Here is a 12,324-nt window from a genome sequence, read left to right as displayed (position 1 = left end):
GCCCCGTCAAGCCTTGGCGTCAAGGCTTGGCGTCAAGCCTTGGCATCAAGGGCTCGGCGAAGGCGGCCACTCACGCTTCGTTTACCCGCCCGGCCTAACCCGCCGAGGGAACACATGGCGCACACGCCCGTTTGTGAGCCATCGCATTCACCGAGCGGGCAGGTCCGGTTAAAGTCTACACGAGCAGCAGCAGGGGAAAAATCATGCTTCACGCAGAACCGATGGTTGAAACCAGGTCCGAGACAACGGGGATAGCCACTGTGTTGCTGACCGCGACCCTGACGCTCGCCGCCTTGGGTGGCGCTGCGCTGGCCGGCCTGCAGTCGCTGATCGGCGGCTGAGCGATCAAAGCAGGCGCAATCCCGCCAACCACTATCCGGGGGGTGGAGCTTCGAAATCGGCCGGATTGCCGCGCCGCGCTGCGTAAAGGCAACCGCCCACGATCAGCACCACGCCGCCGAGCGTGCTCCACGTGAGCGATTCGTCGAACGCCAGCCAGCCGAACAGTGCCGCCCAGATGAATGCCGTATATTCCATCGGCACCAGCACTTGCGCCTCGGCGCGCGCGTAAGCCCAGCTTAGCAACATCACCGAGGCCGCCGCCAGCAGCGCCGCCGACACGATCAGCACCCAGGCGTGCGGCCCGGGCCAGGTCGCCAGCCACGGCGACGCCAGCGCCAGGAACATGAACGAAAAGCCCGCCTGGAAGAACGCGATCTCCTCGGGCTGCGCAATTTGCGCCTGCTGCCGCTGAAGCACCAGGTTCCACGCATAGAACACCGCCGAGACCAGCACCGCCGCCATGCCCTTGATGCTTTCGGCATCGTGCGGCCCGGCCAGCTTGCCCTGCGCGATCACGCTCACCCCGATCAGCGCCACCACCGATCCGCCGACCGCGCCCTTGCTCAAGGTTTCACCCAGCAGCGCAGCGGCCAGGAACAGCGCAATCAGCGGCGCAATGAACGACAAGGCCATCGCTTCGGCCATCGGCGTGCGCGCCAGGCCATAGAAGAACATCGTCGCCATGATCGCGCCGACGCCCCCGCGCGTGGCATGAAGCCGCAGCGCTGCCGCATCGGGCATCCCCCGACCGGCAACCTGCGCGCGCCACCGCCACACCGGCAGCATCAGCGTGGCACCGGTCAGCGTGCGCCACAGCATCGCAGTATAGGCCCCCACCGCCAGCGCTGCGCCTTTCATCACCCCGTCCATCGCACCGAACAGCCCCAAGCCGAAAATCACGACGAGAATCGGGATCAGCACGCTCACGGCCGGTGCCGCGGTGCTGCGCGCGCCAGATGTCGAATTGTCTCCCATGCTTTTCGCCTAGCCGGGGTCAGCCTGCTTTGCCATGCCCGGCTTGTTTCATCGCTGGGGATGATTCAGCCTTGCGAAAGGTACGACGCTTGATTGGATGCAGCGGATCGGCCAGATCCGGATATGGCCGGACGGTGGGCAGCGGAGTCGGTATGGGTGGTCCATCCGGCTTGCACCGCGTGACGGCATCGAAGGCGCGACACACTATCATGACAGCAGCGAACGGGTATCGGTTTGGCTCCATCTGGCGGCCAGCGTTGGGCTTCGGCCAGCGGCAGGCGCGCCTTGCCGCCAGCGGATCCGCGCTGGCGTGTGCGTTGTTGGTCACGGCCTCCGCTGAAGCGCAGACTCCGCCGCCGGTGGACCTGACTCGCCAGGGCGCGATGGCCCAGCCGACCGCCCAGCCGACCACCTCGCCTCGCGCCACATCGTCTGTACCCGCGTTCGCACCGCCCAGCGACACGGTCGGCACAACCGTGGCCCCATCGGTGCCGCTTGCGGTGGCCGTGCCGCCGCCGCATTGGTCGCTGGCCGATGCGCAAGCGCTGCTCACCCAAATCCAGACGATCGGCCGCGAAGGCCTGTTCGTGCGCGATTACCAACCCGCGAGCCTGGCCGACGCAATCAAGGCCGGCGAAGGCCCGGCGCTCGACGCCACCGCCACGCAGGCGTTTACCTGGATCGCCGAAGACTTGCGCGACGGGCGCACGCCGATGGACGCGCGCGTGCAATGGTTCGTGGTCGACCCCGACGCCGAAGCGCACCCGATCCGCCCGCTGCTCGAAGGCGCGCTCGCCAGCCACGATATCGCCGGCGCTTTCGCCAGCCTTGAACCGACCACGCCCGATTACGCCGAGTTGCGCGATGCCCTGGCACAGGCGCGTACTCCCGCCGAAGCCGCGCTGATCCGCGTCAACATGGACCGCTGGCGCTGGCTCGGCCGCGATCTTGGCTTGATCCATCTTGAGGTCAACGTGCCCGAACAGATCCTGCGGCTGGCGGTGCGCGACAAGATCATCACCACCTATCGCGCAATCGTGGGCAAGCCGGGCCGCACCGCCACCCCGCAATTGTCCGCCACCGTGCAGAATGTGGTGTTCAACCCGACCTGGACCGTGCCGCAATCGATCGTGAAGGGCGAAGGTCTTGGCGCCAAACTGCTCGCCAGCCCCGCTTCGGCCGCGAGGCAGAACTACAAGGTGACCAAGACCGAATCGGGAATGGTGATCGTGGTCCAGCAGCCGGGCAAGGGCAACGCGCTGGGGGTGATGAAGCTCGACATGCCCAATCCGCACGCGATCTACATCCACGATACGCCCAACCACGCGCTGTTCAACCTGACCAGCCGCGCGCTCAGCCACGGCTGCATCCGTGCCGAACGCGCCGACGAACTGGGCATGACGATGGCGATGCTCGGCGCCGACATTTCCAAGGAACAGGGCGTCGAATACACGCACTCGGGCAAGTACACCAAGGTGGCGATGACGCAGACCTTCCCGGTCTACATCACCTACTTCACGATCGCGCGCGACGTGAACGGGTTGATGCGCAACTTCGCCGATCTCTATGGCCGCGACGCCCCGGTGCTGGCCAGCTTCGCCGCCCCGCGCCAGCCGCACACAGGCCAGCGCGTGAGCAAGGAAGCGGTGGTGAAGCTGGATAACCCGCTGTAAAAAAGCGGGTTTCAGTGGATCAGGAAATGCCCAGCCGATCGGCGTAAAGCAGTCGGCCGCCCGAAAGGTGCCACAGCGCCTCGTTGAAATCGTCGGGGTTCATCGCAAAACAGCCATCGCTGCGGCCCAGCTTGCCCCACTTGGTCAGCATGTCGGGCGCCGCGTACCACGCCGGATGCAGCACGATCGCGCGTTCGAGCGCGCGCGAGTTGGTGGGATCGCTGCCGACCAGCCGGATCGAAGTGCCGTACTTGCCGGTGTACCACTCGTTGGTGATGAACGCGCCCTTCGACGTGGCGTTGGAGCCCATGTCGTTCGAGAACGTCTTGAGAAAACCGTCATGCTCGGGGTCGGACCCCTTGCCGTGGGCGACGAGGAACGAGCGGACTGTACCGCTTTCGAGATTGGCGAAATGCAACCGTGGGAGCGACGACGGCAGGCCGAAATCGGCCACGCCCACCAGATCGGCCCGCCAGACCCGAGCGCGCACCCGCGCCACTTCGCGCTGGGCAATTTCCAGGATCTTGCAGTGCTGCTGATCGGGCGAGAACGCTTGCGCGAACACCCGCGGCGCAAGCGCAACCGCACCGGCAGCTGCCATCACGCCACCCAGAATTCGCCGACGATCGATCGTGTTGTTCATGCCCTACCCTGCCTCGCGTTCATTGAGCCAGCGATGAACGGCCAGTCTAGCGCGATTCGACAGATGATGCATCCCCTGCGCCAAGGCGGGCAAGCGCCGCGCCATCGACCCGCATCCCGGTCCATTCGTCCATCATCCGGGCGCCCAGGTTCTTGTAGAAACCGATCGATGGCGCGTTCCAATCGAGCACCGACCATTCAAGCCGCTTGCACCCGCGTTGCAATGCCGTTGCCGCCAGGTGTGCGAGCAAGGCCTTCCCCAGCCCCGACCCGCGCGCTTCGGGGCGCACGTAAAGGTCTTCGAGGTAGATCCCCGGGCAGCCTTCGAAGGTGGAAAAACTGTGAAAGAACAGTGCGAAACCTTGCGCAGCTCCGGCCAGTTCTCCGATCACCACCTCTGCCATGGGGCGCGCACCGAACAAGTGTTCGCCCAAAACGGCCTCGTCGAAACGAACTTCGTCCGAAAGGTTTTCGTAGGCGGCCAGATCTCGGATAAGCGCGGCAATCAGCGGCAAGTCGGAACGGTTGGCGGGTCGGATCGAAACTGTCATGTCCCACCCGATACGCGCGAACCCGCGAGCGTCAACCCGGCTGGATCACCATCCGGTCGCCGCTCAGCTCTACCTTGCCCAACCGCCGCAGCACCGATTGGCCCAGCAGGTTGACCGGCAACCCACGGATTACCACCGCGCTGACCCCGCCAAGATCGGTGCCGCCGATCGTCAGCCGGTCGATCCGCACCCGCGCGGCCATGCCCTGCCCCGCTGCGGTCTGCACGATCGGCTGGAAATCTGCGCCTGCCAGGTCGATGCCCAGCCGCTGCGCCTCGTCTTCGCTGATCGCGACGGTATCGGCGCCGGTATCGACCAGAAACCGCGCATCCTGGCCGTTGACTTGCGCATCGAGGTGAAACTGGCCGCTGCCATCGCGCGCGATCGCGATCGGCTCGCCCGGCCCCGTTTTTGCGGCAACCGCAGCCGGTTTCGGTGCGGGTGCATCGTAAGCCCACGGATTCGTCGAATGGTGAGTCGGCTCGGCGACAAGATCGGCCGCACGTGGTGCCCGCTGCGCCAGAATCCCGGCAATCGAAAGCATCGAAATGATCGCGCCGAGGGTAAGCTTCAACAGCCGGTACATGACGTGAGAGGTTAACCGGCAAAGGTTAGCGCATCGCCAACGCGCATTCAGTCCTGGGTCGACTATTCGGCGGCTTCGGTCACCTGGCCGGCATCGTTCATCGCGGCTTCGATCTCGGCGGCCTTTTTCTCGACCAGTTCGACCACATGATCGAGCATCGCCGCGCTTTCGACATGGTGAGAGGTTAGCCCCGAGAGATAGACCATGTGCTTGCCGTTGCCGCCGCCGGTAATACCGATGTCGGTTTCGCGCGCTTCGCCGGGACCGTTGACCACACAGCCCAGCACCGAGAGCGACAGCGGGGTCTTGATGTGGCTGAGCCGGCTTTCGAGCGCTTCGACCGTGCGAATCACGTCGAAGCCCTGCCGTGCGCAGCTCGGGCACGAAACCACGCGCACGCCGCGCGTGCGCAGGCCAAGCGACTTGAGGATCTCGAACCCGACGCGCACTTCTTCCTCGGGCTCGGCCGAAAGCGATACGCGGATCGTGTCGCCGATCCCTGCCCACAGCATGTTGCCGATGCCGATCGCCGATTTGACCGTGCCGCCGATCAGCCCGCCGGCTTCGGTGATCCCCAAGTGCAGCGGGCAGTCGACCGCGTCTGCCAGTTGCATGTAGGCTGCCACCGCGAGGAACACGTCGCTGGCCTTCACCGCCACCTTGTATTCGTGAAAATCGTGATCCTGCAACAGCTTGATATGATCGAGAGCGGATTCAACCAGCGCTTCGGGGCACGGTTCACCGTACTTTTCGAGCAGGTCCTTCTCGAGGCTGCCCGCGTTCACCCCGATGCGGATCGCGCAGCCGTTGGCCTTGGCCGCGCGCACGACTTCGGCCACGCGTTCGGACGATCCGATGTTGCCCGGGTTGATTCGCAGGCAAGCCGCGCCCGCATCCGCCGCTTCGAGCGCGCGCTTGTAGTGGAAATGGATATCCGCGATCAGCGGCACGCGTGACGCGCGCACGATCTGGCGCAGCGCCGTGGTGCTTTCCACATCCGGGCACGAAACGCGGATCAGATCGGCGCCCGCATCCTCGCAGCGGCGGATCTGGTCGATCGTCGCCTTCGCGTCGGACGTGAGCGTGTTGGTCATGGTCTGCACCGTGATCGGCGCATCGCCACCCACAGGAACACGACCGACCATGATCTGGCGGCTTTGACGGCGCGCGATATCGCGCCACGGACGGATCGATGACATACCCGCGCCTATACCCGCGGAGCGCCGCCAGCGCAAAGGTTGGTTGCACGGGAAGCGCCTAACGCGGCCTTTACCAATCCGCGCTAGCGTGGCCGTCCGCATTCCGGAGCCGCCGACGCATGGACCACCCCCTCACCCGCCAGATTGACCGCCACCGTGTGCTACGGCGCAAGCTGGCCGTTCTTGCTTTTTGCGCACTGCTGGCAATCCCCGCCGGATTGGCTTTCGCCCAACAAGGCGGTGGCGCACCCTTCACCGTCACCGAAACCGGCCAGGGCTTTGGCCGGCTGCAGGATGCGGTGGGCGCAATCGGCGCGGGGCAAGGCACGATCCGCATTGCATCGGGCAGCTACCACGAATGCGCGGTGCAGACCGCGGGATCGGTGACTTACACCGCCGCCGAGCCGGGCAAGGCGATTCTTGCCGGCACCGCCTGCGAAGGCAAGGCCGGGCTGGTGCTGCGCGGTGAGGCTGCAAAAATCGACGGGCTGATCTTCGAACGTTTCGGCGTGCCCGACGGCAACGGCGCGGGCATCCGGCTGGAAAAGGGTGATCTCACGGTTCGCCAATCGTGGTTCCGTGACAGCGAGGAAGGCATCCTCACCGCCGACGATCCGGCACACACGATCACCATCGACCAATCGACCTTCAGCCGCCTGGGCCGCTGCGACCGTGGGCTATCCTGCGCGCATTCGCTCTACACCGGCGATTATGGCATGCTCACTGTGACGCGCAGCCGCTTCGAGGCGGGGCGCGGCGGACATTACGTCAAAAGCCGCGCGGGTCGCGTCGCGATCAGCGATTCGAGCTTCGATGATTCGAAGGGCCGCACAACCAACTACATGATCGACCTGCCCGCCGGCGCCACCGGCACGATCCGCGGCAACTGGTTCGTGCAAGGCGAGGACAAGGAAAACTACAGCTGCTTCATCGCGATCGCGGCGGAAGCACGCCAGCACAGCTCCGACGGGCTGGCGATCAGCGGCAACGACGCGCGCTTCGCCCCAGGGGTAAGCCGCTCGAGCGTGTTCGTGGCCGATTGGGTGGGCGATCGGCTGGCGATTGGCGAAAATGCGCTCGGGCGCGGGTTGAGCAAGTTCGAACGGCGGTAAGCTCCGCTAAAGCAAGTGCCCCGAACGATCGCGCTTGGTCGCCAGATAGCGTTCGTTGTGCGCGTTCGCACCTGGCGCATGCGGCACGCGTTCCAGCACCTTGACACCAACCGCCTCCAGCGCCGCGACTTTGGCGGGATTGTTGGTCATCAGCCGGATCGCACGCACGCCGAGCAAGTCGAGCATCCGTGCCGCTACCGGAAAATCGCGCGATTCGTTGGGCAGTCCCAGCCGTTCGTTGGCCTCGACCGTATCGAAGCCCTGGTCCTGCAGTTCGTAGGCGCGCAGCTTGTTGATCAGACCGATCCCGCGGCCTTCCTGCCGCAGATACAACAAAAGCCCCCACCCCCCGGCGCGCGCTTCCTCGGCCATCGCTGCCAGCGCCGCGTCGAGCTGCGGGCCGCAATCGCACTTGAGGCTGCCGAGCACGTCGCCGGTCAGGCATTCGCTGTGGAGTCGCATCAAGGGCGCGCGATCGCCGCGCTGCGCGCCGATCACCAAGGCCACGTGCTCGCGCAGATCGTCGCGCGCGCGGAAGGCGACGATTTCCGCCTCGGCGAGCGCCGCCACCGGCAGTCGCGCGCGAGCCTGGATCGTGATGCGCGACGGGTCGGCAAAGGCCGCGAGATCGGCGGTATCGACGCTAACGGCCGGGTCGGCACCCTTCATGACAAGGTACGCCGGCAGGATTCCCGCCAACCGCGCCAGTTCCATCGCCGCCACCGCCGCATCGTGCGCATCGAGGTGATCGGCGCGGAATGGTCCGCTCAGCGGATGCGACAGATCGAGCGCCGGATCGGCGAGTTCACGCGCCAGCGCCAACGTGAACGGCTCGGCGCCGTGGATCAACACCGGTTCGTGCGGCGTGGCCGCCTCGCGCTGGTTGGCCAGCTTGAGCGTGGCTGCGCGGGCCGCCGAAATCAGCAGGCAATGCGCAGTGACGCCGGGTTCGGAGTAGCCGGTTTCTGCCGGAAGCAGGTCAAGCGCGCCATCGCTGCCGGTGAGGCGAATCGCCCAGCCGTGGCGCAAGGCATCAAGCGCCTGCGCCACCGCGCGCGGGTTCGCATCGCCGGCTCCCTCGTTCACAGATCGAACTCGGTAATCAGCGGAATATGGTCCGAAGGCTGGTCCCAGCGCCGGGTTTCCTCGACCATTCGGTGCCCGCGCGATTGCGCCGCCAGTTCGGGCGAGGCCCACATGTGATCGAGCCGGCGGCCCTGATCCTTCTCGCGCCAGTACGAGCGATAGCTCCACCACGAATAGTTCCGTTCAGGGGCCGGGATGTGCTTGCGACCGAGATCGACCCAGCCGTGTGCATCGCGCAATTGAGCCAAAGTCTCGACTTCGATCGGTGTGTGGCTGACGACCTTGAGCAGCGCCTTGTGGTTGTAGACATCGCATTCGAGCGGGGCGACGTTGAAATCACCGACCAGCAGCGTGGGGCGGTCGATCGCATCGGCCCAGCGGGTCATCCGGCCCAGAAAATCAAGCTTCTGGCCGAATTTCGCGTTCACCTCGCGATCGGGCAGATCACCGCCGGCGGGGATGTAGACGTTCTCGATCACCAGATCGTGGTTGTCCAGTTTCACTCCGACATGCCGCGCTTCGCCGTTGTCCTGCCAGTCGTGACGGCTGATCTCGTGCATCGGCAGGCGGCTGACCGTGGCGACGCCATGATAGCCCTTCTGCCCGTGAACGACGCGATGCGTATAGCCGAGCGCTTCGAACACATCATGCGGGAACGTCGCTTCCTGCGTCTTGATCTCTTGCAGGCACAGCACGTCGGGCGCCTGTTCGGTCAGGAAACGCACGACCTGATCGGCGCGCAGGCGGACCGAATTGATGTTCCAGGTGGCGACAGAAACTTTGGGGGAGACCATGACGGGCACTTAGGCGGCAGCCAGGCTGACGGCAAGGCGCAAGCCGGTCGCAAGGGGCTTGCAAGCGGACTGCACCATGTCTGGGAAGAAAAAACCCCCACCCCGGGGGGCAGGTGGGGCGGGGGTTCGTTCTGTGCGTTCGTCACGCATGACAGGCGGTCGTTTTCGCGAGGGGGGCAACAGGGGGGAAACCCGCCTCGTGCCGCCGTGTCGAGAGATGATCTAGGCCCTGCCCGCTTGCTGCCGGATGAACGATCGCGCCAGTATTGTCGCGATTTGTCGCATGGATCGAACACACCGCGGTTGAGGCGGTCACCACCAGCGACGAGCCGCTATAGCCCGTTCATTTCCGCGTGGTGGCACCGCGCGGATCGTTGAAGCGGAACATGTTCTCGGGCACCGCGATGCCGTATTGCTGATGGCTCAGCCGCACCATCGTTTCGCGGTTCTGCGCATCGAGCGCCACCCACGAATCGAGCCGCATCCCGCCGGGTGCGGCGCCGTCGCGGATGAAGATCATCGTGATCGTGCCGTATTCGGGATGGCGCGGGTCTTTCGCGGCCACGCTGGTCACGTCCGCGTGCCCGGTCGGCACCAGACGGGCAAACCGTGCCACGTCGCGGTTGGGATCGAGCAATGCGCCAAGCGGGCTGTTCTTGATCGGCCAGCGCTGGACCTGGCGCACTTCGTAATCGACCACCGTCAGCGCCGAGCCATCGCCGACGATCAGCATCGGCACGCTCTTTTCATACTGGAAGCGGATGCGGCCGGGCCGTTTCAGGGTCAGCACGCCGGTGACGCGCTGCCCGCGCGCGTCGCTTTGGACGAAGTCGGCGCGCATCGTGGAGATGGCGCGCAAAGCAGCAACCGCCCGTTCGATCTCGGGTGATGCCGCCGCAGCAGGTGCCGGTTGCGGCGCAGCTTGCAGCGCCGAGGCGCCAACGAGCGCAACAAGGCCCGCAGTCATCACGGCGCGGGCCTTTAGAGATGTTTTCGAGAAGATCGTGTTCATGCAATAGCCCTTCGCTAGTCGGGCTTGAACTCGCGCTGAACCTCGCCAGTTCCCAGCAAGGGTGCCCGACGCGAAAAGGCGCCGGGACCGCGCTTACTTGATCTTGGCTTCCTTGAACTCGACGTGCTTGCGCACGACGGGATCATACTTGCGGAAGCTCATCTTCTCGGTCGTGTTGCGCGGGTTCTTCTTCGTCACGTAGAAGAAGCCGGTGCCTTCGCTCGACACGAGGCGGATCTTGACGGTGGTCGGCTTGGCCATTGTGCGTTCCTGGATGAAATAACAGCCCGGCACGCGTGAGCGCTCGGGAACAAGGCGCGCCCACTGACGCAATGCCCTGCAAAAGTCAAGGCGGTGGGCGGGCGCTGCGAGATCATTTTGCGGGTTCCGTCAGTCCTGCTATGAAGTTGCAAAGGAAACCATGATCGAACTGTCCGCCACCCCACCCGAAACTTTGGCTGCCGAACCGCTCGCCGATGCTTCGGCCGACTTCGCGCGCCTGCCTGACTTGCCGGCCGACGTATTCACTGCCCCGCTCAAGCGCCCGGCGCATGTCGGCGAGAACTGGATCGAACCGCACCAGGCCGAATACGGCGCCACCGATCACGCGATCTGGAACGACCTCTACGCGCGGCAGATGGACCTCCTGCCCGGACGCGCTTCCTCGGCATTCCTGGCAGGACTGGACAAACTCGATCTTGCGGCCGGCGGCGTGCCCGAATTCGGCGCGCTGTCCGAGCGGCTGGACGCGCTGACCGGCTGGACGATCGTGCCGGTGCCGATGCTGATTCCCGATCACGTGTTCTTCTGGCACCTCGCCAACCGGCGCTTTCCGGCAGGCAACTTCATTCGCACGCGCGCAACCTTCGACTACATCGAGCAGCCCGACGTGTTCCACGACGTGTTCGGCCACGTGCCGATGCTGACCGACCCGACTTACGCCGACTACATGCAGGAATACGGCCGCGCTGGATGGAAGGCGATGCGTTACAACCGCTTGAAAGCCTTGGGCGCGCTTTACTGGTACACGGTGGAATTCGGCTTGGTGATGGAAGCCGGCGAGGTGCGCGCTTACGGCGCCGGCATCCTGAGCGGCCCGAGCGAGGTGGTCTACGCGCTGACCAGCCCGTCGCCCAACCGGATCATGCTCAACGTCGACCGGGTGATGCGGACCGACTACGTGATCGACGACCTGCAACCGACGTACTTCGTGATCGAATCGTTCCGTGACCTCTACCACCAGACGGTCGAGCGCGATTTCGACCGGCTGTATCGCTCGCTCGGGCCGGGGTTCACTTATGCCAACACCGCGGTGATCGACGTCGACAACGTGGTAACGCGCGGCACGCTGGAATACCACTTGCGCGGCGGGCGCGGATCGGGTGCTTCGCCGGCTTGATGGAATTCGGCGCCTCGGGCATTTCTGCCGAGTCGCGGGAGTTTAGTTGATAAAACACATGCACAGGCATGCGTTTGCCCATGGGGTTCAGCGGGGTTCACGGTAGAAAGAGCCGGCGCCGGGTATAGCAAGCTTTGGCGATGTAGGAAAATGGCTGGCGCGGTAGACATACAGGCTTGCGATCAACACTATTTGAGTGCGAGCAATTTATTTCGCTTCTTTTCGCGTCCAAAGTGCAGTCGAAGTTCTGGATATGCCAAAATCCGCGCTCACTCCCAGAAGGTGCATTTTTTGCGGTTCTCGTAAAAATATTACGAGGGAGCACGTCGTCCCTAACTGGCTTCGCAAAGTTATACCGCGGCTCCACGAGACACATGTCCAATCTGGATTTCGAACTGCTAGCCAAGGCTGTACGCTTTACGTTCAACCTTTGTGGTCTGTCAGAAATGGAAATATAGGAAATAAAACGCTTTTCATGGTTTGCGCTGATTGCAACGGAGACTGAATGCGCAATTTGCAGGATGAGCTCAAGCCATTGCTAGTCCCTTTGATTGAGGGCGAATGGCACGACCTAAATGCAGCGTTGGCAGATCGCATCTCCGCTTGGATGGCAATGACTGCGACTGTCATCGCAATGAGTGTACGCGACACGCTTGGTGTAACGAGAGCTGAGCGAAAATTCATTTACGAAAATCACCAAGCCCCTGAAAACTGGTCGATATGGATCGGGCGTGGCTCAGGATTTGACGACATAACCTATTCGAACCGAGTAGGCGTCATCACCGAAGTGCCTGCCCGTGAGATTGAGTCATTTGAGCTGCTGCCGGTCTCATGGACACCGAGTTAAGGTGTTTTTGGGACCGGAGGATGTAAATGCAACGACGGAAGTTCAGCCGAGAGTTCAAGCTTGAGGCGGTGAAGTTGGTCCGCGATCGGGGCGTGGCGGTGGCACA

15 protein-coding genes are annotated in these 12,324 nt (G+C 64.1%); 6 read left to right on the top strand and 9 right to left on the bottom strand.

Features of this window, described 5'->3' with window-relative positions:
* Positions 1-203 precede the first annotated feature (203 nt).
* Positions 204-341 carry a hypothetical protein gene (locus tag Q0R16_RS10550; protein ID WP_295635851.1) on the top strand — a complete coding sequence of 46 codons (138 nt, stop codon included), beginning with the start codon at positions 204-206 and terminating at the stop codon, positions 339-341.
* A gap of 31 nt (positions 342-372) precedes the next feature.
* Here Q0R16_RS10550 and Q0R16_RS10545 read toward each other — a convergent pair whose 3' ends face one another.
* Positions 373-1,317 (bottom strand): DMT family transporter, encoded by a 945-nt coding sequence (locus Q0R16_RS10545; RefSeq protein ID WP_295635850.1) that lies wholly within the window; start codon positions 1,315-1,317, stop codon positions 373-375.
* A 320-nt stretch (positions 1,318-1,637) separates the two neighbouring features.
* Between Q0R16_RS10545 and Q0R16_RS10540 the strand changes: the two genes are divergently transcribed.
* Positions 1,638-2,990, top strand: coding sequence for a L,D-transpeptidase family protein (locus Q0R16_RS10540; protein ID WP_366857503.1), 1,353 nt, complete (start codon positions 1,638-1,640; stop codon positions 2,988-2,990).
* Between the two features lie 19 nt (positions 2,991-3,009).
* On the opposite strand, the gene Q0R16_RS10535 is transcribed toward Q0R16_RS10540, so the two are convergent.
* From Q0R16_RS10535 to ispG, 4 genes are all read right to left on the bottom strand, one after another.
* Positions 3,010-3,633: a murein L,D-transpeptidase catalytic domain-containing protein gene (locus Q0R16_RS10535; RefSeq protein WP_295635849.1), complete on the bottom strand. Its 624-nt coding sequence runs from the start codon at positions 3,631-3,633 to the stop codon at positions 3,010-3,012.
* 46 nt (positions 3,634-3,679) lie between these two features.
* Positions 3,680-4,183, bottom strand: coding sequence for a GNAT family N-acetyltransferase (locus Q0R16_RS10530; protein WP_295635848.1), 504 nt, complete (start codon positions 4,181-4,183; stop codon positions 3,680-3,682).
* Between the two features lie 31 nt (positions 4,184-4,214).
* Positions 4,215-4,757 (bottom strand): TIGR02281 family clan AA aspartic protease, encoded by a 543-nt coding sequence (locus tag Q0R16_RS10525; protein ID WP_295635847.1) that lies wholly within the window; start codon positions 4,755-4,757, stop codon positions 4,215-4,217.
* 74 nt (positions 4,758-4,831) lie between these two features.
* Complete coding sequence (gene ispG, locus Q0R16_RS10520; protein WP_295635846.1) at positions 4,832-5,968, bottom strand: flavodoxin-dependent (E)-4-hydroxy-3-methylbut-2-enyl-diphosphate synthase; 1,137 nt, start codon at positions 5,966-5,968, stop codon at positions 4,832-4,834.
* Between the two features lie 119 nt (positions 5,969-6,087).
* On the opposite strand from ispG, the gene Q0R16_RS10515 reads away from it, so the two are divergent.
* A complete protein-coding gene (locus tag Q0R16_RS10515; protein WP_295635845.1) occupies positions 6,088-7,080 on the top strand; it encodes a right-handed parallel beta-helix repeat-containing protein in 993 nt (330 codons plus the stop codon).
* Between the two features lie 6 nt (positions 7,081-7,086).
* On the opposite strand, the gene ribA is transcribed toward Q0R16_RS10515, so the two are convergent.
* The 4 genes from ribA to rpmG all read right to left on the bottom strand — a co-directional run bounded on the left by ribA (position 7,087) and on the right by rpmG (position 10,233).
* Entirely contained in the window at positions 7,087-8,166 is a 1,080-nt protein-coding gene (gene ribA / locus Q0R16_RS10510; protein ID WP_295635844.1) for a GTP cyclohydrolase II, read from the bottom strand.
* A complete protein-coding gene (locus tag Q0R16_RS10505) occupies positions 8,163-8,960 on the bottom strand; it encodes an exodeoxyribonuclease III (RefSeq protein ID WP_295635843.1) in 798 nt (265 codons plus the stop codon). The genes ribA and Q0R16_RS10505 overlap by 4 nt, the downstream gene beginning before the upstream one ends.
* Positions 8,961-9,303: 343 nt before the next feature.
* Positions 9,304-9,972 carry an outer membrane lipoprotein carrier protein LolA gene (locus tag Q0R16_RS10500; protein WP_295635842.1) on the bottom strand — a complete coding sequence of 223 codons (669 nt, stop codon included), beginning with the start codon at positions 9,970-9,972 and terminating at the stop codon, positions 9,304-9,306.
* A gap of 93 nt (positions 9,973-10,065) precedes the next feature.
* Positions 10,066-10,233 (bottom strand): 50S ribosomal protein L33, encoded by a 168-nt coding sequence (gene rpmG / locus Q0R16_RS10495; protein ID WP_295635841.1) that lies wholly within the window; start codon positions 10,231-10,233, stop codon positions 10,066-10,068.
* Between the two features lie 247 nt (positions 10,234-10,480).
* On the opposite strand from rpmG, the gene phhA reads away from it, so the two are divergent.
* The 3 genes from phhA to Q0R16_RS19575 all read left to right on the top strand — a co-directional run.
* A complete protein-coding gene (gene phhA / locus Q0R16_RS10490; RefSeq protein ID WP_295635885.1) occupies positions 10,481-11,371 on the top strand; it encodes a phenylalanine 4-monooxygenase in 891 nt (296 codons plus the stop codon).
* 505 nt (positions 11,372-11,876) lie between these two features.
* Positions 11,877-12,218, top strand: coding sequence for a hypothetical protein (locus Q0R16_RS10485; protein ID WP_295635840.1), 342 nt, complete (start codon positions 11,877-11,879; stop codon positions 12,216-12,218).
* Between the two features lie 26 nt (positions 12,219-12,244).
* Positions 12,245-12,324 (top strand): transposase (locus tag Q0R16_RS19575; protein ID WP_366857517.1); only part of this gene is annotated, 80 nt, incomplete at its 3' end.

It is taken from the genome of Novosphingobium sp., assembly GCF_025351285.1.
GTDB lineage: Bacteria > Pseudomonadota > Alphaproteobacteria > Sphingomonadales > Sphingomonadaceae > Novosphingobium.
Note: the sequence above shows the minus strand (reverse complement) of the source record. Positions and strands in the feature narration are given on the sequence as shown.

Excerpts from the sequence above, each read along its gene's own strand:
- Q0R16_RS10550 (WP_295635851.1), top strand. The coding sequence starts at position 204 with ATGCTTCACGCAGAACCGATGGTTGAAACCAGGTCCGAGACAACGGGG.
- Q0R16_RS10545 (WP_295635850.1), bottom strand. The coding sequence starts at position 1,317 with ATGGGAGACAATTCGACATCTGGCGCGCGCAGCACCGCGGCACCGGCC.
- Q0R16_RS10535 (WP_295635849.1), bottom strand. The coding sequence starts at position 3,633 with ATGAACAACACGATCGATCGTCGGCGAATTCTGGGTGGCGTGATGGCA.
- Q0R16_RS10530 (WP_295635848.1), bottom strand. The coding sequence starts at position 4,183 with ATGACAGTTTCGATCCGACCCGCCAACCGTTCCGACTTGCCGCTGATT.
- ispG (WP_295635846.1), bottom strand. The coding sequence starts at position 5,968 with ATGTCATCGATCCGTCCGTGGCGCGATATCGCGCGCCGTCAAAGCCGC.
- Q0R16_RS10515 (WP_295635845.1), top strand. The coding sequence starts at position 6,088 with ATGGACCACCCCCTCACCCGCCAGATTGACCGCCACCGTGTGCTACGG.
- Q0R16_RS10505 (WP_295635843.1), bottom strand. The coding sequence starts at position 8,960 with ATGGTCTCCCCCAAAGTTTCTGTCGCCACCTGGAACATCAATTCGGTC.
- Q0R16_RS10500 (WP_295635842.1), bottom strand. The coding sequence starts at position 9,972 with ATGAACACGATCTTCTCGAAAACATCTCTAAAGGCCCGCGCCGTGATG.
- rpmG (WP_295635841.1), bottom strand. The coding sequence starts at position 10,233 with ATGGCCAAGCCGACCACCGTCAAGATCCGCCTCGTGTCGAGCGAAGGC.
- Q0R16_RS10485 (WP_295635840.1), top strand. The coding sequence starts at position 11,877 with ATGCGCAATTTGCAGGATGAGCTCAAGCCATTGCTAGTCCCTTTGATT.